14 protein-coding genes are annotated in these 20,149 nt (G+C 61.5%); 6 read left to right on the forward strand and 8 right to left on the reverse strand.

All coding sequences use genetic code 11. From position 1 onward, the window contains the following. The first annotated feature begins 44 nt into the window (after positions 1–44). The 4 genes from ACQRAX_RS10740 (at position 45) to ACQRAX_RS10755 (ending at position 4,092) form a co-directional block, all read left to right on the forward strand. The gene (locus tag ACQRAX_RS10740; RefSeq protein WP_412037393.1) at positions 45–596 is read left to right on the forward strand and encodes a hydrolase; all 552 of its coding nucleotides are present in this window, start codon (positions 45–47) and stop codon (positions 594–596) included. A 114-nt stretch (positions 597–710) separates the two neighbouring features. Beyond that, a complete protein-coding gene (locus tag ACQRAX_RS10745; protein WP_412037394.1) occupies positions 711–1,601 on the forward strand; it encodes a hypothetical protein in 891 nt (296 codons plus the stop codon). Between the two features lie 43 nt (positions 1,602–1,644). Beyond that, the gene (locus ACQRAX_RS10750) at positions 1,645–2,985 is read left to right on the forward strand and encodes an endonuclease/exonuclease/phosphatase family protein (RefSeq protein ID WP_412037395.1); all 1,341 of its coding nucleotides are present in this window, start codon (positions 1,645–1,647) and stop codon (positions 2,983–2,985) included. Positions 2,986–3,012: 27 nt separating this feature from the next. After that, on the forward strand, positions 3,013–4,092 hold the full coding sequence (locus ACQRAX_RS10755; RefSeq protein ID WP_412037396.1) for a DUF1615 domain-containing protein: 1,080 nt from the start codon (positions 3,013–3,015) through the stop codon (positions 4,090–4,092). 31 nt (positions 4,093–4,123) lie between these two features. On the opposite strand, the gene ACQRAX_RS10760 is transcribed toward ACQRAX_RS10755, so the two are convergent. The 8 genes from ACQRAX_RS10760 to ACQRAX_RS10795 are packed head-to-tail and all read right to left on the reverse strand — an operon-like array spanning position 4,124 to position 10,242. Further along, positions 4,124–5,041 (reverse strand): metal ABC transporter solute-binding protein, Zn/Mn family, encoded by a 918-nt coding sequence (locus ACQRAX_RS10760; protein WP_412037397.1) that lies wholly within the window; start codon positions 5,039–5,041, stop codon positions 4,124–4,126. Further along, a complete protein-coding gene (locus ACQRAX_RS10765) occupies positions 5,038–5,937 on the reverse strand; it encodes a metal ABC transporter permease (protein ID WP_412037398.1) in 900 nt (299 codons plus the stop codon). The genes ACQRAX_RS10760 and ACQRAX_RS10765 overlap by 4 nt, the downstream gene beginning before the upstream one ends. Beyond that, positions 5,937–6,686, reverse strand: a complete 750-nt coding sequence (locus ACQRAX_RS10770; RefSeq protein ID WP_412037399.1) for a metal ABC transporter ATP-binding protein — start codon at positions 6,684–6,686, stop codon at positions 5,937–5,939. Before ACQRAX_RS10770 ends, ACQRAX_RS10765 begins: the two co-directional genes overlap by 1 nt. Then, positions 6,683–7,603 (reverse strand): metal ABC transporter substrate-binding protein, encoded by a 921-nt coding sequence (locus ACQRAX_RS10775; RefSeq protein WP_412037400.1) that lies wholly within the window; start codon positions 7,601–7,603, stop codon positions 6,683–6,685. Before ACQRAX_RS10775 ends, ACQRAX_RS10770 begins: the two co-directional genes overlap by 4 nt. A 14-nt stretch (positions 7,604–7,617) precedes the next feature. Then, complete coding sequence (locus tag ACQRAX_RS10780) at positions 7,618–8,187, reverse strand: DUF6162 family protein (protein ID WP_412037401.1); 570 nt, start codon at positions 8,185–8,187, stop codon at positions 7,618–7,620. Continuing rightward, positions 8,184–8,504, reverse strand: a complete 321-nt coding sequence (locus ACQRAX_RS10785) for a hypothetical protein (RefSeq protein ID WP_412037402.1) — start codon at positions 8,502–8,504, stop codon at positions 8,184–8,186. The genes ACQRAX_RS10780 and ACQRAX_RS10785 overlap by 4 nt, the downstream gene beginning before the upstream one ends. After that, the gene (locus tag ACQRAX_RS10790; RefSeq protein WP_412037403.1) at positions 8,504–9,040 is read right to left on the reverse strand and encodes a thiamine pyrophosphate-binding protein; all 537 of its coding nucleotides are present in this window, start codon (positions 9,038–9,040) and stop codon (positions 8,504–8,506) included. The genes ACQRAX_RS10785 and ACQRAX_RS10790 overlap by 1 nt, the downstream gene beginning before the upstream one ends. Continuing rightward, positions 9,037–10,242: a PepSY-associated TM helix domain-containing protein gene (locus tag ACQRAX_RS10795; RefSeq protein WP_412037404.1), complete on the reverse strand. Its 1,206-nt coding sequence runs from the start codon at positions 10,240–10,242 to the stop codon at positions 9,037–9,039. Before ACQRAX_RS10795 ends, ACQRAX_RS10790 begins: the two co-directional genes overlap by 4 nt. 224 nt (positions 10,243–10,466) lie before the next feature. Here ACQRAX_RS10795 and ACQRAX_RS10800 point away from each other — a divergent pair, with 224 nt between their 5' ends. Next, positions 10,467–17,063, forward strand: a complete 6,597-nt coding sequence (locus ACQRAX_RS10800) for an amino acid adenylation domain-containing protein (RefSeq protein ID WP_412037405.1) — start codon at positions 10,467–10,469, stop codon at positions 17,061–17,063. Further along, a partial coding sequence (locus ACQRAX_RS10805; protein WP_427867737.1) for an amino acid adenylation domain-containing protein occupies positions 17,056–20,149 on the forward strand: 3,094 nt, incomplete at its 3' end. The genes ACQRAX_RS10800 and ACQRAX_RS10805, both read left to right, overlap by 8 nt.

Below are 20,149 nucleotides of genomic sequence, written 5' to 3' on the forward strand. Positions count from 1 at the left end.
GCTGGGTGAGCCTTGACGGTTCAACCATAACGCAGGTGCAAGGAATGTTGATCAAGGCGAATCAGGCCAGCTTGCTGGTCATCGACGTGCAGGAAAAACTCATTGGCGCAGTCAGCGATCCAACAGGCACCTTGGCCCGGACCCGCTGGCTGTTGGCGGCGAGTGCCGAGCTTGGTGTGCCGACGGTGATTTCAGAGCAGTACCCCAAGGGCCTCGGCCCGACCGTCGCGGCCCTCCTGCAGGCAGCGCCGGATGCTCAGGTGGTGGAGAAACTGCATTTTTCCTGCGTGGCCGCTCAGTGCCTGCCTGCATCCTTGCTTGCTCGCGAACAGGTGATTGTCTGCGGCATGGAAACCCATATCTGCGTGCTGCAAACCGTGCTTGGCCTGCGTGAACTGGGTAAGCAGGTGTTTGTGGTCGAAGATGCCTGCGACTGTCGCGGCGCCCACAACCAGGCAGCGGGCCTTGCCCGCATGCGCGACGCCGGGGCCCAGATCGTCACCCGCGAGATGGCGCTGTTCGAGCTGATGGAAAGTTCGGCCCACGAACAATTCCGCCATATCAGTAAGACCTACATTGTGCCGGGGAGTGCTTGATCTACGCGTGATGATAAGACGACATGGGCCATTAAAGGTATGTGTATTATTTCCATGTGCTTATAGGGTTTGACGTAGTGTGTACTGGACCTCCATGCGGGGAGGTAAGTTACTATGAAGTGTTGGTACACATACAGTCGTTCCGGAATATTAAGTAATCAATTTTCTTTTTCGGTGAACATGGAATATCCGGGGAAGATAATAAATCATAAGGGGGTGCTGTTTCTATTTTATGTTGCCGAAGGCAATGGTGGCACTGATGGTGGTGCGAGGTTGATGACTAAGGTCTCGGTTGCCGATGCATGGAGTGATCCTGTTGGTATCGAGTTTGATACTTTTTTACATGAAGCGATGAGCGTCTTTGCTTTTAAAGATAAGCTCTATGTGCTCTGTAGTGGCGACGCACCTTCGTATGATCTGGTGACACCAACCCGGCTGGCGGAATACGATGAATTAACCGGGTCATTTACGGTTGCGAACTTTTCAACGGACTACCGACGGGGTGCTAGTTTTGTGGAGAATAACGGTCGACTTTATATGTTCTATAAAGCGCCGGGAACCACTGCGCTTTTATGGAAGTCCACACGTGATATGGCGACCTGGAGTGATCCACAGTCAGTTAAGATTGATGGAGTGCGAGATCTCCATCCGGCAGTGGGGCCAGCCGTGATCAGTTATCATGGGCTGATCCATCTGATAGTCAAAAGTGGCACTCAACCTGGCTGGGAGTTGATGAGGTTTGATGGCGAATCCGCTTGGGCATGTACCAGGACATTTATAGGAAAAGACCATCCAAGTTCTCCTGGCGTAGCGATCCATAATGGCCTGTTGAAAGTAGCGTTCAGTGATACGAGGGCCAATGGGAGTAGGGGTCTCGATTTGTACGCTTACGACGGGAATTCGTTGAGTTCGCCGGAATCTAGTTTTGAGCTGGGCGCGCAATTTCAGGTTTCTATGGCTGTTCAAGATGACTACTTATACGTGGTTTACAGAGGTCGGAGTTGAGGTGCGGCGCCGAATTGTATAATACCTATAAGAGTAAATTTTCATGCCATTGGATCAAACTATTCGCAGCTATATTGAGCAAAACTTGACGCTTGATTTGTCGCCCGGAATTTTTGAGAGTCAGTTGGATATAGTTTTCGCTGATATCATTGATTTGCTAGCGCGGTCACCGAATGATGCCCCGCCAACGTCCGCTTTCTTGGCCTATCAAATTTCTTTTCTGTTTATGCGTAGCAGTAATCAGGCGCGGCAAGCAAGGTATGCTTACTATGTGACGGAGTTGCTGCGACGAAATTATAATGAGCGGGGCGTGATCAATGTGTTTGTTGCTGCCCCACGTGCGCAAAGCCTGGCAGTCTTGGTCAATATCTATCATTTTCACCACGCTTTGTTAATGAACGGCTTGCGTAGCGGCGACGGCGCTACCACATTAGATGCCTTCGATGCTCTGCGCATGCTGCAGATTATCGTTGGGGCGGCAATTGGGCCGTGGCATGCGCATGTTCGGTTGAGTGGCGCGATAAGCGAATATCACCATGCCAGGGTGGACATCAGTGGCGGCGGTGCGCAAATTGAAGTAGGTCGATTTAACCGGGGCGGCCGATCGATTGACCTGCAGGTGGCCACTTGGAATCTTCAAGGCAGCTCTGCATCGACTGACTATAAATGGCACACCAGCATATTTCAGCTAGCTCGCAGAAATCATGTAATTGTGTTGCAGGAGGCGGGTACGCCACCTGCTTCTTGTCGGCATCTGGAGGACATGCACATCATTGACCAATTTGGTGGTGAGCATGAGGTAAATCACTACATCTGGGCAATGGGAACTTCAAGAAAACCGAGAAACTACCAAGTATTTGTCCTCGATGTGCAGCGTCTGCGGGTCAATCTGGCAATCATTGTCGCCGATGCAGCCCCTCTGACCATTCAGTCCGTAATGGTAGTTGCCGATGGTGTACCGCGCGATGCAAACGCACTCACGAGTCGGCCCGTGCTAGGCCTACGTTTGCGTTTGAATGGGATGGTCAATGATGTTGTTGTGGCGAATCTTCACGCTATTTCAGGCGGAGGTCCTAATGCGCCACGGCTATTGAGGGAAATTAATTGGCATACCGACGTGCCTTATGTATTGCTCGGCGATTTCAATCGCGACCCGCGACAACCTGATGCTCAGCAGGCTAATCGCGGTAATTGGGTCTCACCTCCGGACATTGCTCAGGTTGTCCTGGCGAACGGCAACACGCATCCCAGTGTTGCGCCAGTGACCATGCTGGACTACGCGATCTGCAACGGTACTGTAGGGCCTACAAATCTTGGTACTGTAAGTGGTATGGGGCAGTCTGATCATTTGGCGGTCTCTTACATTTTCAATTTCCATCAGTGACTGCCAAGTGAGCGTTCGGGGAGCTGCATGCACGTTCGAGGTTTAGCGTTTGGGTTTGCCGTGCTGTTGACGGTGCAAGGTTGTGTTACGCAGCGTGAAGAGTCTGAGTCAGATCCGGCCAAGGTGCGGGCACAGATTCAGCGTTTGCTGCCTGCTGCCACCAAGGATCGCGAAGGCTGGGCCCGTGATATCCAGACCGCTTTCACCACGCAGAAGATCACCGCCAGCCGCTCCAATGTGTGTGCTGTGCTGGCGGTCACCGAACAGGAATCGACGTTCCAGGCCGACCCACAGGTGCCGGGCCTGGGGCGAATTGCACGCCAGGAAATCGACCGCCGCGCCGCCAGCTTGCATATCCCGCAGATGCTGGTCAATGCTGCGCTGAACACCCAGTCTCCCAACGGCAAGACCTATAGCCAACGGCTTGGAGCGGTGCGCAGTGAAAAGCAGCTCAGTGCGATCTTCGATGACCTGATCGGCAGCCTGCCGCTAGGCCGCACGTTGCTGGGCGACTTGAACCCGGTGCGTACCGGTGGCCCGATGCAGGTCAGCATTGCCTTTGCCGAGCGCAATGCCCGCGACTATCCATACAGCCATGAGGGGACGATCCGCCAGGAGGTGTTCACCCGGCGTGGCGGCATGTACTTTGGCATTGCCCACCTGCTCGGCTACCCCAGCCATTATGAGCGTCAGTTGTACCGCTTTGCTGACTTCAACGCCGGGTGGTATGCGAGCCGCAACGCGGCCTTTCAGAGTGCCTTGAGCCGTGCCAGCGGGGTCAAGCTGGCCCTGGATGGCGACTTGATCGCGCCGGGTGCGATCCTGCCGGGCAACACCGAAAAGGCTGCGCGGCGCCTGGGTGAGCAACTCAACCTGCGCAATCCGAGCATTCGTAATCAACTGGAGAAGGGCGACAGCCTGGAGTTTGAAGAGACTCGGTTGTACAGCGGCGTGTACGCCCTGGCGGACGGCAAGGCTGGCAAACCGTTGCCCCGGGCACAACTGCCGGGGATCGAACTGAAGAGCCCAAAAATCACCCGCAAGTTGACCACCGCCTGGTTCGCCAAACGGGTGGATGAGCGCTATCAGCGCTGCATGAAACGCTGATAACTGGGGTGGCTGAATGGGTGGCGCAGTATCAACTATTGCCCGTCACCAGTGCTCCCACCACCTGCTCGACACTGGCCTTGAGGCCAGCCAGGGTGTCTTGCGGATCGGTATCGATCACCAGCAGCTTGGCGCCGGAGGCGGCGATCACCTCGGCGATTTCCTTGCTCGGCTGCTTGTGGTGCAACACCAGGGCCACATCCTGACCTTTAAGCTCGTCGCCTAGTCGCTTGAGTGCCGCGTTATCCCATTGATCATCCGCTACGCGCGGGTGGTCGATCAGGTCCAGGTTGAGGCCGCCAATCAAGTAATCCAGACGGTCCGACAGATTAACCACGCTGAGGTTGTCGGCCTCGGCCAGGCGCGCTTCGCTGTCGGCGCTGAATTCCAGCAACTGACGCTTGAGGCTGGCCAGGTTGGCTTGGATCTTCGGCTGCTCACTGGGGCTCAGGCGGCCGAGGTCGTTGGCCAGCACGTCAGCCATGCGCCCAAGGTTGGTAGGGTTGAGCCAGGGGTAAGCGGCAAAGGCATTGTTGCCCTGCACCGCGATCCCCGGCAGGGCGCCGTCGACGGGGCGTGCGGCGTCGATCTCGACGATGCGGATGTTACTGCGCCGCGCAATCGGATAGAGCGGATCATCACTCCAGATCGAACGCAGGGCGATCACCGCATCGGCTTGGCTTGCCGCTTTCTGCAGGTTCGGACCACCACGACCGCTGAAGTACGAAGGTTGGCGCGAAGCCGGAATATTCGCCGGTGCTGCGCGCTGCAGTTTGATTGCCGTGCCGTCGAGCAGCGCGCTGGCCAGTGCGTAGGTTACCGGCAGCGCGGCGAGGACAGTAGCACCTGGTGCTTGCTCGGCCGCAGCCGGGGCAGCCTGCGCCAGGTTCAATGTCGGCAGGCCAGCCAGGGCCAGCGCCAGGCACAGGTGCTTGAGGTCGAAAGTCATGCCGGGTTTCCTTGCAAGCGTGGAACAAGGCCGCGGGCCAGGGCGGCGAGGGCGAAGCAGCAGCCGGCGACGAGAATGATCGCGGCGCCAGACGGCACCGGCAGGTCGAAAACAATTGGCAGCAAAATGCCGACCAGGGTGCTCAGCGTGGCGATCACTACCGACGCCCAGAAAAAGCCTTTGAGTGATTGGCTGATCAGCCGCGCCGCCGCCGCCGGAATGACCAGCAGGGCACCGACCAGAATGGCGCCGATGACTTTCACCGCCGCCACCGTGACCAGGGTGACAAGAATCACGAACAGGTAGTCCAGGCTCTTCACCGCCACACCGCGCACTGCCGCCAGTTGCGGGTTGAAGCTGGCCAGCATGATGCGGTTGTACAGCGGCAGGGCCAGGGCCAGCACCAGGCTGCCGACGATACCGAGCACCAGCAGGTCCTGGCCGTTGACGGTAAGCACCGAACCGAACAGTACGTTTTCGAGGATATGCACGTTGATCTTGCCGGCCAACATCAGCAGTAGACTGGCGCCCAGGGCCAGGGATACCGAGAGGAACACACCGATCAGGGTGTCAGGCGACAGCCCGGTGCGATTACGCAGGAAATTGAGCAGGATGCCGAACAGCAGGCAATAGCCGAACAAGCTGCCGTAGGGGCCGGTGTAGGGTTCGCCGAGGAGGATGCCGATGGCCACCCCGGTCAGTGCCGCATGGCCGACGGCTTCAGAAAAGAAGGCAAAGCGCTTGACCACCACCAGAGTGCCAAGACCGCCGAGCACCGGGCCGATCATCAGGCCGGCCAGCAGGGCATTGACCACAAAACCATAGGCCAGGGCCTCCGGCAGGTAGCCGGAACTGGCCCAGCCCTGGATCAGCAGGCGAAATTCTTCGTAGTTCATCAGGCGACGCTCTCGCTGCGCGGGTGGATGGAGAACAGGCTGAGCAGACGCTCCGGGGTAAGGGCCTGTTGTGGCGGCTCGTCGAACAACACCCGACGGCTGAGGCCGGTGACCTTGTCGGCCAGGCGCGCCACCGCTTGCAGGTCATGCTCGATCCACAGCACCGTGGTGCCAGCTGCGCGCCAGTCCAGCAGCAAGCGCTCGAACACCTGAATGCCGGCTTCGTCCAACGCCGACATCGGTTCGTCCAGTACCAGCAGTTGCGGCGCTGGGATCAAGCCCTGGGCCAGCAGCACGCGCTGGCGCTCACCGCCGGAGAGGGCGCCCATGCGCCGCTTGCGTTTATCGAGCATGCCAACCCGTTCCAATGCTGCATCAATGGCTGGGGCCACCTTGCGTGACAGGCCGAGGAAGGCCGGACGCCGCTGGCACATCGCAGCCATGAAATCATCGACGGTCATCGGCAGGCCACGGTCAAATTCCAGCGCCTGCGGGACATAGCCGATGACCTGCGTGTCGTCCGGCCAGGTCAGGGTCAGTTGGCCCTGATGCGGCATCTGTCCGAGTAACGTCTTGACCAGCGAACTCTTGCCACCGCCGTTGGGGCCGACCAGGGCATGCACACTACCGGCGGCGACTTTGAAGCTGACTTGATCGAGAATTCGCGTACGGCCCAGGGTCAGATCGATCGCGGCAAACTCGATGTCCGGCCCACAGGGCAGGGTGATGACGGGTTCGGCGGCTGTCATGCCTTGGACTCCTTGATCGCTCGAACCACGGTGTCGAGGTTGCGCTTCATTTCGACTTCGTACTTCTCTTTGCTGTAGTCACCGTAGGAAATGTGCGTCAACGGGTAGATCTTCACACCGGATTCACGCTGGATGGTTTCGACATAGGCTGAGGGGAAGTCCATTTCCGAGAAGATCACTTTGACATCCAGGGCTCTGAGCTGGTCGATGGTCTTTTTCAACTGACTCGGGCTTGGCTCGATACCGTGAGCTGGCTCAACCACGGCGGTAACTTCCAGGCCGAACTCACGTACCAGGTAGTCGTAGGCCGCATGGATGGTGGCCACGCGGAACTCGGCGCCGGGCGCTTCGGTAACCTGGGCCAGGGCCTCGGCGCGCAGCTTGCGCAGGCGTTTGGCGTAGGCACGGGCATTCTGGCTGTAGTACTTGGCGTTGTCCGGGTCGAGCTTGCCCAGTTCGCGGGCGATGTTGTTAACCTGGGCGATGCTGGCGCTGATCGACAGGAAGGTGTGCGGGTTGACCACTTTGCCGGCGCCGCGTGCGGCAACCCCGGTGGCGGCCAGCAGCGGTACGTTGGTATTGGACTCGATCACGCTGATCTGCGGTTTTTCGCTGGCGGCGATCATGCGGTCGGCAAAGTCATCGTGGCCGATGCCGTTGAGCACCACCACGTCGAGACTGCCAATGCGCTTGATGTCTTCGGCGCGCGGCTCATAGGCGTGGGGGTTGAAACCAGCGGGAATCAGCGGCACCACTTCAGCCTTGTCGCCGACGATGTTGGTCACATAGCTGTAGTACGGGTGCAGGGTGATGCCAATGCGCAGCGGCTTGCCATTGACCTCGGCCAGCGCCAGCGAGGGCAGGGCCAAGGCAATCAATACACTCAAAGCGCAGCGGGCGAGGGCGGAGCGGAGCATGGGGTGTCCTTGTCTCAGTGGCGATGCTGGCGAGTGACGCCGGCGTCGTAGTGGGCGGCAATCTGCTGCCAGCCGGCAGCGATCAAGGCGGCCGGACTCAGGTCGGCAGGCACGTAGGCGTCGGCTTTGCGCTGCAGCCAGACATCGGCGGCGCCGTCATGTGCCGTTGGCACCAACAGGAGGAAACTGCCGGCCACGCTCGTGGCCTGGCTAAGGCCCAGGTAGGCCTGATCGCTCAGCAATTGCCATTGATGCTCGCCGCGGCTGGCGCTGCTGGCATCCTTGACGAAGGGTGGGAAGCCTTCCTCGGCCAGCACTGCCACTTCAAGCAGCGCCGGGTCTTCTTCGCGGCGCAGCTGGATTTCCTCGAAGGCCACCCGCAGGTCAGCGTATACCCCCTGTTCGGCGGCGCTGAGGTTGCGGCGGGCATCGAGTTGATGAGCCTCGATGCTGATCTCATCGTGTTTTTCCCCCCGCAGGGCGACAACAGCGGCCGCCACGGAGAGGATGAACAGGCTGATCAGCAGTACATAAAGGGTTTCATGCCCAGCACCGGCCGGGCGCACCACCTGGACCCGGCTCATTGGTCGATGTCTGCGTAGTCGATTTCCACGACATGGCCGGGACCTGCGTCGAACAGCACATAGAACTCGCCCTCAGGGCGCTTGAATGTCAGCTTGGAGTTTTCCCCGAGCTTGCCGGGCACGAGGATCTCTTCGTTGTAGCCGATCACGTCAAGGGTCACCCCTGGCGCGCCGCTGCCATCGGAAAAACCGCCGGTGCACTCGATCTGCTCGCCGTCGATCGGCGTGCATTCGCACATCGGGTTGTGCGCCAGGGCCGGGCTGGCTACGCCCAGTACAAGTAGGGGCAGGAGCAGCTTGCGGGCAGTGCACTTCATCATTTGCCTCCTTGTGTGTTCAGCCAGGCGACGGTGGCCGGAGAGGCCTTGGCCAGTGGCACGGCGGCTTGGTGCATGCTGCCATCCCAGCCTTCGAGGGTTATCCAGATTTCAGCATCTGGGCGGGTCTTGGTCGGAATCGGCAGGTTGGTTGCCATGCGGTACGGCGGACCGAAGAAGATCGTCCCGGCAGCGCGCAGGCTGCGCGGCTTGCCGATTCGCAGGTAGACGGCCTTGACTTGGTTGATGCAGGTCTTGCACAGGCTGGCGTTGAACGCCTTGAAGTGCCCGGCCGGACCGTCGGCCAGTGGCGCCTGGTCACGCAGCTCGGCCAGTTGCAGGCTCCACGGGCCGACCTGGATTTCGCCCAGTTCGCGCTCACCCAGGCCGCTGTCGCCGCGAAACAGCGCAGCATCAGCAAAATACTTGGGCATGAAACCCAGCGGGATCAGCAACAGGAGGATGTTCAAGTGGAAGCGCCACTTGTACCAGAAACGGCTCAGTGGGCTTTGCGGCACAACGGCTGCCTTGCTCATAGGCTGACCTCCGTAGCGGTATCGGTAGTGGTTTCAGCGCCCTTGCGCGGTGTGCGTTCGCTGCGTTTGAGTGCCGCAGCGGTGGCCTGGGCGGTGCGCTTGGTCCAGATCAGCAGGCCGCTGAGCACCATCATCGACAGCAGCAGGCCGAAGAACGCCCAGATCAGTTTGATGATCAACCCACCGAAGTCACCGGTGTGCAACGGGCGCATGGACTCGGTGACGAATTCCAGAGGCGAGCGGTCGCTGAGCAGGAACTGCGATTCGATCTTGCTGTTGTACGGGTTGACGTTGACCGTCTGGAACATCAACGGATACCAGCCGCGGCCACCCAGGTAAACGTGGGAATAGGCATTGCCGGGCATGACGATGAAGCTCACGTCGAGGCCGGCGATCTGTTCTTTGGCAATCCGCGTGGCATCGTCCAGGCTGATGCGTGGCGCTGGTTCACCGGATTCGGTGCGTGGCACGTCTTCCCGGGCGATTACCGGCACCACCGGTTCGGTGGAGATAGTCACATGGTTGTCAGCCAGGATCGCCTGAATCAGGAACCAGGTGCCGGTGATCGAGATCACCGCGATGAACCAGATCGACCAGATTCCGCTCAGGCGGTGAAAATCGCCCCAGAAAATCCGCGAGCCATGGTTAAAGCGCAAAGTCGGCTTAAAGAATCCTTTCCAGAAGCGTTTATAGACCACCAGCCCCGTTACCAGCGAGGCCAGCATCGGCAGGCCCAGCAACGACACCAGGTACCAGCCCCAGCTGTAGCCGTTGGTGAAGGGCACCAGCCACCAGCCGTGTAAGGCGCGGGTGAAGGCTTCGAAGTTGAAGTCCGGTACCTTGCCCTGGATCGCCCCGGTGTACGGGTTGACGTAGAGCGTCGGGGCGCTGCCGTCGGGGTAGGTCACCGAGGCATTGAGGGCGAAGTGCGAACCGTCCGGTTGGCTGAGAAAGCGCACCGCCATGTCCGGTTCGGCCTTGTGCAAGGCATCGAGCACCTGCTGAAAACTCAGTGGTTGGGCATCGTCGCTGGGTTTGCTGGCGCGCACGTCGGGGTTGGCCAGCCAGACGATTTCCTGACTGACCACGGCCAGGGTGCCGGTAACGCAGACGATCAAGACGAAAAACCAGATCGGCAGGGCGAGCCAGCTATGCACCAGGAACCACAGTCTGGACTTGGATTTCTTCGTTTTTTGGGACATCACAGGTGTCTTTTTAGAGAAATTGAGGTCGAGTCAATGCTCAGCCTTGGGACTGCAATAGATAAGACGAACGAGAATTGCAAATCCCTAACCTTCAGTTGAAAGCAAATGTTTCAACTTGCGAAACGATATACCTCTTGTCGTTAATTTTCATTCGCGTTCATCCGTTTTTCTTGGACTACCGGGCCTGCAGGCTCGTTGTTCCTCTGGATGGATGAAAGTCGATGAATGCCGAAGATGCCCGCAAGCTTGCCCGCCGATTCATAGAGTTGCCGTTGGAAAAGCGCCGCGTCTTTCTTCAGGGGCTGGCCCGCGAAGGCGTCGACTTTGCCCAGTTTCCGATCCCGGCGCAGGTGCCGGTGGCCGAGCGCGACGGGTTGTCCTACGCCCAACAGCGTATGTGGCTGTTGTGGCAACTGGAGCCTGGCAGTGCCGCCTACAACCTTCCCGGCGCAGTGCGACTGAGAGGCGCACTGGAGGTGGCGGCGCTGGAGCAGGCTTTTGCCAGCCTGGTGCAGCGCCATGAAACCCTGCGCAGTGTGTTCGTCCAGCGGCCCGACGAACGGCTGGTAATGAGCGCCGCGCCGCAATGGCCACAGGTCGACCATCTGGACCTCTCGGCGATGACGGAGCCCGCGCGCGAGCAGCAAGTGCGCGAGCTTGCCCAGCAGCAGTCGCTGCAACCCTTCGACCTGGCACGTGGGCCGCTGCTGCGTATCACCCTGCTCAAACTCAAGGCTGATGAACATGTACTGCTGCTGACCCTGCACCACGTTGTTGCGGACGGCTGGTCGATGAACGTGCTGATCGAGGAGTTCAGTCAGCTGTATGCGGCGCATGTGGGCAAGCAGGTGCCGGCGTTACCCGCCCTGGCGATCCAGTACAGTGATTACGCCCTGTGGCAGCGGCGCTGGTTGGAAGCGGGAGAGCAGCAGCGCCAGCTGGCCTACTGGCTGCAACAGGTGGGTAACGATCATCCCGCGCTGGAGCTGCCGCTCGATCATCCGCGCCCAGCGCAGCCCAGTTACCGTGGCCACCGCCATGAATTCGCCCTCGACTCTTCGCTGGTCGAGCGCTTGCGCCGTTTCGCCCGCCAGCACAATGTCACCTTGTTCATGCTGTTGTTGGCCGCCTTCAACCTGCTGCTGCAGCGCTACAGCGGCCAGCAGGACATCCGCATCGGCTCACCCATTGCCAACCGTAACCGCGCCGAGGTGGAGGGGCTGATCGGCTGCTTCGTCAACACTCAGGTGTTGTGCAATCGCGTTGACGGCCAATTGAGCGTCGCCCGCTTCCTGGAGCAGGTCAAGGCCGTGGTGCTGGGGGCCCAGGCGCATCAAGATTTACCGTTCGAACAATTGGTTGAAGCGCTCAAGTTTGAGCGCGACGCCAGCCGTACACCGTTGTTCCAGGTGATGTACAACCACCAGCCGCAGGTGGCGGATATCGGGGCTTACTCGCTGGCCTCGGGGCTGACCCTGGAGCCACTGCAATGGCAAAGCCGCACCACGGTGTTCGACCTGACGCTGGACACCTATGAGCAGGGTGGCGAACTGCATGCAGCCTTGACCTACGCCAGTGACCTGTTTGAAGGCTCGACCATCGAACGCTTGGCCGCTCATTGGCAGGCGCTGCTGCACGCGATGGTGGATGCTCCGCAGCAACGCATCGCCGAACTGCCGATGCTTGATGCTGACGAGCGCCAGGCGACGCTTCGCGACTGGAACCAATCCGTGGTCGATTTCCCGGTCGCGCACTGCCTGCACCAACGGATTGCTCAGCGCGCCCGCGCCTCGGCCGATGCCGTGGCGGTAACCTGCGGCGCGCAGCAATTGACCTACGCCCAGCTCAATGGCCGCGCCAACGCCCTGGCCCATACCTTGATTGCCCGTGGCGTCGGCCCGGACGTACTGGTCGGTCTGGCGGTGGAGCGCAGCCTGGAGATGGTCATCGGCCTGCTGGCGATCCTCAAGGCCGGCGGCGCCTATGTACCGCTGGATCCGGCCTACCCGCAGGAGCGCCTGGCCTACATGATCGAGGACAGTGGTATTGCCCTGTTGCTGACTCAGCCCGCCTTGCATGCGCAACTGCCGCTACCTGCGGATTTGCCGGTATTGCTGCTGGAGGCGGGCGAGCAGGTGTTGCGCGAAGACGACCCGCTGACCACGGTGACCCCGGACAACCTCGCCTATGTGATCTACACCTCCGGCTCCACCGGCAAGCCCAAAGGCACGCTGTTGCCACATCGCAATGTGCTGCGCCTGTTCGCCGCCACCGATAGTTGGTTCAACTTCGGCCCCCAGGATGTCTGGAGCCTGTTCCATTCCTATGGCTTCGATTTTTCGGTCTGGGAAATCTTCGGCGCATTGCTGTACGGCGGCCGCCTACTAGTAGTGCCCCACGAGGTCAGCCGTTCGCCACGCGAGTTCTATCAACTGCTGTGTGCCGAAGGGGTAACGGTGTTGAACCAGACCCCGTCGGCGTTCAAGGCGCTGATGCAAGTGGCCTGTACCGAACCTGGCAAACCGGCGCTGCGTCAGGTGATTTTCGGCGGCGAAGCGTTGGACGTGAAGAGTCTGCGCCCCTGGTTCGAATGCTTCGGTGATCGTGCTCCGCAGTTGGTGAACATGTACGGCATCACCGAAACCACCGTGCACGTGACCTACCGGCCACTGTCGCTGGCCGACCTTGAGCGGCAGGCGAGCAGCCCGATTGGTGAGCCGATTGCCGACCTGTCCTGGTACCTGCTCGATGCCGACCTGAACCCGGTGCCCAAGGGGTGCGTCGGTGAGCTCTACGTTGGCCGCGCCGGCCTTGCGCGTGGCTACCTCAAGCGCGGCGAGCTTACCGCGACGCGCTTTGTGCCCGACCCGTTCGGCAGCGACGGCGGCCGCCTGTACCGCACCGGCGACCTGGCCCGCTATCAGGCGGACGGGGTGATTGAGTACATCGGCCGCATTGACCATCAGTTGAAGATCCGCGGCTTCCGTATCGAACTGGGCGAAATCGAAGCACGCCTGCTGGCCGATGAGGCTGTGGGCAGCGTTGCGGTATTGCCGTGGGGTGAAGGCGAGGCCCTGCAATTGGTGGCCTATCTGGTGCCACGCGATGCGGCGCTGGTGGAGGCCGGCAGCGAAGTGCAGGCGCAGTTGCGCGAACACCTCAAGCGCGCGCTGCGCAGCGAACTGCCGGAGTACATGGTCCCGGCGCACCTGCTGCTGCTCAGCGAACTGCCGCTGACCACCAACGGCAAGCTCGATCGCAAGGCGTTGCCCGTGCCGGATACCAGTCTGTTGCAGCAGGCCTACGTGGCGCCGCAAGGACAGATTGAAGAAACCGTCGCAGGCATCTGGGCTGATGTCTTGCAACTACCGCAAGTGGGGGCTGAGGATGATTTCTTCGCCTTGGGTGGCCACTCGCTGCTGGCGACCCAGGTGGTGTCGCGCTTGCGTCAGGCACTGGACATGCAAGTGCCACTCAAGCATCTGTTCGAGCACACCACCTTGCGTGCCTTTGCCGCCAGCCTGCAAGAACAGGCGCCGGCTCGCCAGGCGCGGTTGCTGCCAGCCGATCGTCGCCAGCCGTTGCTGCTGTCTTACGCCCAGGAAAGCCAGTGGTACCTCTGGCAACTGAACCCGCAAAGCACTGCCTACCATATCCCTACCGCCCTGCGTCTGCGCGGCCCGCTGGATGTGTCGGCGCTGCAGCGTGCTTTCGAGGCGCTGATCGCCCGTCACGAAACCTTGCGCACTACCTTTGTCGAGCGGGACGGGCAGTTGCTGCAAATGATTGCGCCAACAGCCTCGTTGCCAATCGAAGAGCAAGCGCTGAGCGGTCACGGCGAGGTTGCCGGGCAAATCAGCGCATGGATCGAAACCCTGTCCCGTCGTCTGTTCGACTTGGAACAGGGACCATTGTTGCGTGTCGGCTTGTTACGTCTGGCGGCAGATGACCATGTGTTGTCGCTGACCCAGCACCATATCGTCTCCGATGCCTGGTCGATGCAGCGCATGGTCGACGAGGTGCTGCAGTTTTATAACGGTTTCAGTCAGGGGCAGCCGGTGCATTTGCCTGCACTGGCGGTGCAGTACGCCGACTACGCCCAGTGGCAGCGGACGCAAATGGCCGGTGGCGAGCGCGAACGGCAGTTGGCCTACTGGACGGCGCAGTTGGGCGACGAGCACCCGGTACTGGAGCTGCCACTTGATCATCTGCGTCCAGCCCAGGCCAGTACCCGCGGCGCGACCCTGGGCATGCGCTTGACACCCGCTCTGAGTGCGCAGCTCAAAGCGCTGGCCCAGGCTGAGGGCGCCACGTTATACATGGTGTTGCTGGCTTCCCTGCAGGTGCTCCTGCATCGCTATAGCCGGCAATCGACGATTCGCGTGGGTGTTCCGGTGGCCAACCGTCAGCAGTTGGAGACTGAGGGCCTGATCGGCTTCTTCGTCAATACTCAGGTCATGCAGGCACGCATCGACTCGCACATGGCGGTGTCGACGTTGCTGCAACAGGCCAGGCACGCGGCGCTGGAGGCACAGGCGCACCAGGATCTGCCGTTCGAGCAACTGGTTGAAGTTCTGCAACCGCAACGTGATGCCAGCCACCATCCATTGTTCCAGGTGCTGTTCAACCATCAGGCCCAGGCACGTCAGGGGGCACTGCCTAAGCAGTTGGGCGGGTTGAGCCTGGAGGGCTTGGCCCTGGCGAGTAACACCTCGCAGTTCGATCTGATGCTCGACACTTTTGATTCCACGGAAGGTATCGAAGCGCTGTTCACCTACGCCAGTGATCTGTTCGAAGCGTCGACCATCGAGCGCTTGGCCGCTCATTGGCAAGCGCTGCTGCAAGCGATGGTGGATGCCCCGCAGCAACGCATCGCCGAACTGCCGATGCTTGATGCTGACGAGCGCCAGACGACGCTTCGCGACTGGAACCAATCCGTGGTCGATTTCCCGGTCGCGCACTGCCTGCACCAACGGATTGCCCAGCGCGCCCGCGCCTCGGCCGATGCCGTGGCGGTAACCTGCGGCGCGCAGCAATTGACCTACGCCCAGCTCAATGGCCGCGCCAACGCCCTGGCCCATACCCTGATTGCCCGTGGCGTCGGCCCGGATGTGTTGGTCGGTCTGGCGGTGGAGCGCAGCCTGGAGATGGTCATCGGCCTGCTGGCGATCCTCAAGGCTGGCGGCGCCTATGTACCGCTGGACCCGGCCTACCCGCAGGAGCGCCTGGCCTACATGATCGAGGACAGCGGCATTGTCCTGTTGCTGAGCCAGCCCGCCTTGCATGCGCAACTGCCGCTACCTGCGGATTTGCCGGTATTGCTGCTGGAGGCGGGCGAGCAGGCATTGCGCGAAGACGACCCGCTGACCACGGTGACCCCGGACAACCTCGCCTATGTGATCTACACCTCCGGTTCCACCGGCAAGCCCAAAGGCACGCTGTTGCCACACCGCAACGTGCTGCGCCTGTTCGCCGCCACCGATAGTTGGTTCAACTTCGGTCCGCAGGATGTCTGGAGCCTGTTCCATTCCTATGGCTTTGACTTTTCGGTCTGGGAAATCTTCGGCGCGCTGCTGTACGGCGGTCGCCTGCTAGTCGTGCCCCACGAGGTCAGCCGTTCGCCACGCGAGTTCTATCAGTTGCTGTGCGCCGAAGGGGTAACGGTGTTGAACCAGACGCCGTCAGCGTTCAAGGCGCTGATGCAAGTGGCCTGTACCGAACCCGGCAAACAGGCACTGCGCCAGGTGATCTTTGGCGGTGAAGCGCTGGACGTGAAGAGCCTGCGCCCCTGGTTCGAACGTTTCGGTGACCGTGCGCCGCACTTGGTGAACATGTACGGCATCACCGAAACCACCGTGCACGTGACCTACCGGCCGCTGTCGCTGGCCGACCTTGAGCGGCAGGCGAGCAGCCCGATTGGTGAGCCGATTGCCGACCTGTCCTGGTACCTGCTCGATGCCGACCTGAACCCGGTGCCCAAGGGGTGCGTCGGTGAGCTCTACGTTGGCCGCGCCGGCCTTGCGCGTGGCTACCTCAAGCGCGGCGAGCTTACCGCGACGCGCTTTGTGCCCGACCCGTTCGGCCGCGACGGCGGCCGCCTGTACCGCACCGGCGACCTGGCCCGCTATCAGGCGGACGGGGTGATTGAGTACATCGGCCGCATCGACCAACAGTTGAAGATCCGCGGCTTCCGTATCGAGCTGGGTGAAATCGAAGCACGCCTGCTGGCCGATGAGGCCGTGGGCAGCGTTGCGGTATTGCCGTGGGGTGAAGGCGAAGCCCTGCAATTGGTGGCCTACCTGGTGCCCCGCGATGCAGCGCTGGTGGAGGCCAGCAGCGAAGTGCAGGCGCAGTTGCGCGAACACCTCAAGCGTGCGCTACGCAGCGAACTGCCGGAGTACATGGTTCCGGCGCATCTGCTGCTGCTCAGCGAGCTGCCGCTGACCACCAACGGCAAGCTCGATCGCAAGGCGTTGCCCGTGCCGGATGCCAACTTGCTGCAGCAGGACTACGTGGCGCCGCAAAGCGACCTTGAACAGCGCCTGGCGCAGATCTGGCAGGACGTGCTGGGCCTTGAACGCGTCGGCCGCAACGATGATTTTTTCGCCCTCGGTGGGCACTCCCTGCAACTGGTGATGCTGCTCTCGCGCATTCGCGGCGAGCTTGGCGTGGAACTGAAAATCAGGGACTTCCATGGCTTGCGCAGCCTTGGCGAATTGGCGGCGCACCTGGAACAGGACGTCTCGGCGCAATCGCAAGACGCCGAGCTGGATCAGATCTTCGGCGTGCTGGATGAACTGGAGACGGAAAATGTTTGAGCAATCAGGTCGCAACCAGCAACTGGTCGAGCGCATCAAGGGCTTGTCGGCGGACAAGCGCCGGCAGATGTTCGCCAAGCTTGCGCAGATGGGCATCGATGTCGCCAAGCTGCCCATTGTCCCCGGTCGTGCCGAGGAGCAAGCGCCACTGTCCTATGCCCAACAACGCCAGTGGTTTCTCTGGCAACTGGAGCCGCACGGCAGCGCCTACCACATCCCCGCCGCGCTGATATTGCGGGGTGCGGTGAACGTCGCCGACCTGGAAAAGAGCTTTGCGACCCTGGTCGAACGCCATGCCTGCCTGCGCACGCGCTTCGTCGAAGTCGACGGCCAGGTCCGTCAGGTCATCGATGCCCCGGCGCCGATTAGCATCGAACAAAGCCGCCTGCAGGCGCAGGGGCGTGAGCGCGAGGCGCTGCTGCGTGCCTGCGTCGCCGAGCTGAGTGCGCAGCCGTTCGACCTGCAGCACGGGCCGTTGCTGCGGGTGCGCCTGGTGCGCTTGGCCGAGGACCAGCACCTGCTGGTGCTGGTGCTGCATCACATCGTCACCGATGGCTGGTCGATGAGCCTGATGGTCGAAGAGTTGATGGCTTGCTATGCGGCGTACTCGCAAGGCCAGGCACCCACGCTGGCGGCGCTGCCGATTCAATATGCCGACTTTGCGGGGTGGCAACGTCAGTGGATGGAGTCGGGGGAAGGCGAGCGTCAGCTGGCGTACTGGAAGCGTCAGCTGGGCGCATCTGAAGATGTGCTCGAGCTGCCCTGCGACCAACCGCGCCCGGCGACCATGAGCTACCGCGGCGCCCGTCTGGAGCTTGCTGTGCCATCGGTGCTGGCCAGCGCCTTACGTCAGCTGGCGCAAGGGCAGGGGGTCAGCCTGTTCGTGCTGTTGCTGGCCTCGTTCCAGGTGTTGCTGCACCGCTATAGCGGCCAGGCTGAGATCCGCGTCGGGGTGCCGGTGGCTAACCGCAACCGTCTGGAAACCGAGCGTTTGATCGGGCTGTTCGTCAATACTCAAGTGCTGACAGCGCAGCTGCGCGGCGATGAAGGTTTCACGGCGTTGTTGCAGCGCATTGACCAGCAGGTGCAAGACGCCCAGGCCCATCAGGACCTACCGTTCGAGCATCTGGTCGAGGCTTTGGGTGTGGCCCGTAGCCTTAGCCACAACCCCTTGTTCCAGGCCATGCACAACCATCAGGATGGGGTGCGCCAAGCCGGTTCCTTGGCGTTGCCAGGGCTTACGGTCGAAGCACTGGAGTGGGACGCCGGCACGGCACAGCTGGACCTGACCCTGGAAACCCAGGACTCCGGCCAAGGGCTGTCAGCGGCACTGATCTACGCCAGCGACCTGTTCGAGCACCGCAGTATCGAGCGCATGGCGCGCCATTGGCTGAACCTGCTGCAGGGGATCGTCGCCGCGCCGCAGGCCACGATTGGCGCATTACCCCTGCTCGATGGCGACGAACAGCAGCAGATCGTTGCGCAGTGGAACGCCACCAGCACCGCCTACCCACTGGACACTCCAGTGCACCGGCTGATCGAACAGCAAGTGCGCGCCACCCCGGATGCCCCAGCCCTGTGCATGGGCGAGCAGCAACTGAGCTACCGCGAGTTGGACCAGTGTGCCAACCAACTGGCTCACCAACTGATCGCCTTGGGCGTCGGCCCCGAGGTGCTGGTCGGTATCGCCGTCGAGCGCAGCCTGGACATGGTCATCGGCCTGCTGGCGATTCTCAAGGCGGGTGGCGCCTATGTGCCGCTGGACCCGGACTACCCTGAAGAGCGTCTGGCCTACATGATCGAGGACAGCTGCATTGCCTTGCTGCTGACTCAATCGCACCTGCGCCTGCCATGCCCAGCCGAACTACCGGTGCTGGCTCTGGATCGTTTGGCGCTTGAAGGCTTCCCGGCACACGCCCCGGCGATCACGCTCGACCCCGAACACCTGGCTTACGTGATCTACACCTCCGGTTCCACCGGCAAGCCCAAGGGCGCTGGCAACCGCCATAAAGCCCTGACCAACCGCCTGTGCTGGATGCAGCAAGCCTACGGCCTCGGCGCGGGCGACACGGTGTTGCAGAAAACCCCGTTCAGCTTCGACGTCTCGGTCTGGGAGTTCTTCTGGCCGCTGATGACCGGCGCGCGTCTGGCCATGGCCGCTCCTGGCGATCACCGCGACCCGCGGCGCCTGGTCGAGCTGATCCATGCACACCAGGTCACCACCTTGCATTTTGTGCCGTCGATGCTGCAGATGTTCCTGCTCGACGAACAGGTCGCCAGCTGCACCGGCTTGCGCCGGATCATCTGCAGCGGCGAGGCATTGCCGGTGGATGCCCAGACCCAGGTCCTGGCCAAGCTGCCGGCCGCCGCGCTGTACAACCTCTATGGCCCGACCGAAGCGGCCATCGACGTTACCCACTGGACCTGCCGCGAGGAAGGCCGCGACAGCGTGCCGATTGGCCAGCCAATCGCCAACCTGCAGACCTACGTCCTCGACGCCGAACTGCAAGCCGTGCCGGTGGGCGTGGTGGGTGAGTTGTACCTGGGTGGTGCTGGTCTGGCGCGCGGTTACCACCGTCGTCCGGCGCTAACCGCCGAGCGCTTCGTCACCAGCCCGTTCGGCCAAGGCGAACGCCTGTACCGCACCGGTGACCTGGCCAGCCAACGGGCTGACGGCGTGATCGAATACCGTGGACGTATCGACCACCAGGTGAAGATCCGTGGCCTGCGCATCGAGTTGGGCGAAATCGAAGCCCGCCTGATGGAGCAAGACGCGGTGCGCGAGGCGGTGGTACTGGCCATCGAGGGTGCCCTGGTTGCCTACGTGGTGCCTGACGAGTGGGCGGCGGATACTCAGGAGGCCCTGCGCGAAGCGATCCGTGAACCCCTGCGCCAGACACTACCGGACTACATGGTGCCGGCGCAGCTGCTGTTCATCGAGCAGATGCCGCTGAGCCCCAACGGCAAACTGGAGCGCAAGGCCCTGCCCAAACCTGACGCCAACCGCGTGCAAAAAGCCTACGTGGCGCCGCGTACGGCGCTGGAACAGCGAATCGCGGCGATCTGGCAGGAGGTGCTGAAGGTTG

Origin of the sequence: Pseudomonas sp. UM16, from assembly GCF_050312595.1 — a bacterium.
GTDB lineage: Bacteria > Pseudomonadota > Gammaproteobacteria > Pseudomonadales > Pseudomonadaceae > Aquipseudomonas.

Coding starts and splice junctions, on each gene's coding strand:
- ACQRAX_RS10740 (WP_412037393.1), top strand. CDS start 45: ATGTTGATCAAGGCGAATCAGGCCAGCTTGCTGGTCATCGACGTGCAG.
- ACQRAX_RS10745 (WP_412037394.1), top strand. CDS start 711: ATGAAGTGTTGGTACACATACAGTCGTTCCGGAATATTAAGTAATCAA.
- ACQRAX_RS10750 (WP_412037395.1), top strand. CDS start 1,645: ATGCCATTGGATCAAACTATTCGCAGCTATATTGAGCAAAACTTGACG.
- ACQRAX_RS10755 (WP_412037396.1), top strand. CDS start 3,013: ATGCACGTTCGAGGTTTAGCGTTTGGGTTTGCCGTGCTGTTGACGGTG.
- ACQRAX_RS10760 (WP_412037397.1), bottom strand. CDS start 5,041: ATGACTTTCGACCTCAAGCACCTGTGCCTGGCGCTGGCCCTGGCTGGC.
- ACQRAX_RS10765 (WP_412037398.1), bottom strand. CDS start 5,937: ATGAACTACGAAGAATTTCGCCTGCTGATCCAGGGCTGGGCCAGTTCC.
- ACQRAX_RS10770 (WP_412037399.1), bottom strand. CDS start 6,686: ATGACAGCCGCCGAACCCGTCATCACCCTGCCCTGTGGGCCGGACATC.
- ACQRAX_RS10775 (WP_412037400.1), bottom strand. CDS start 7,603: ATGCTCCGCTCCGCCCTCGCCCGCTGCGCTTTGAGTGTATTGATTGCC.
- ACQRAX_RS10780 (WP_412037401.1), bottom strand. CDS start 8,187: ATGAGCCGGGTCCAGGTGGTGCGCCCGGCCGGTGCTGGGCATGAAACC.
- ACQRAX_RS10785 (WP_412037402.1), bottom strand. CDS start 8,504: ATGAAGTGCACTGCCCGCAAGCTGCTCCTGCCCCTACTTGTACTGGGC.
- ACQRAX_RS10790 (WP_412037403.1), bottom strand. CDS start 9,040: ATGAGCAAGGCAGCCGTTGTGCCGCAAAGCCCACTGAGCCGTTTCTGG.
- ACQRAX_RS10795 (WP_412037404.1), bottom strand. CDS start 10,242: ATGTCCCAAAAAACGAAGAAATCCAAGTCCAGACTGTGGTTCCTGGTG.
- ACQRAX_RS10800 (WP_412037405.1), top strand. CDS start 10,467: ATGAATGCCGAAGATGCCCGCAAGCTTGCCCGCCGATTCATAGAGTTG.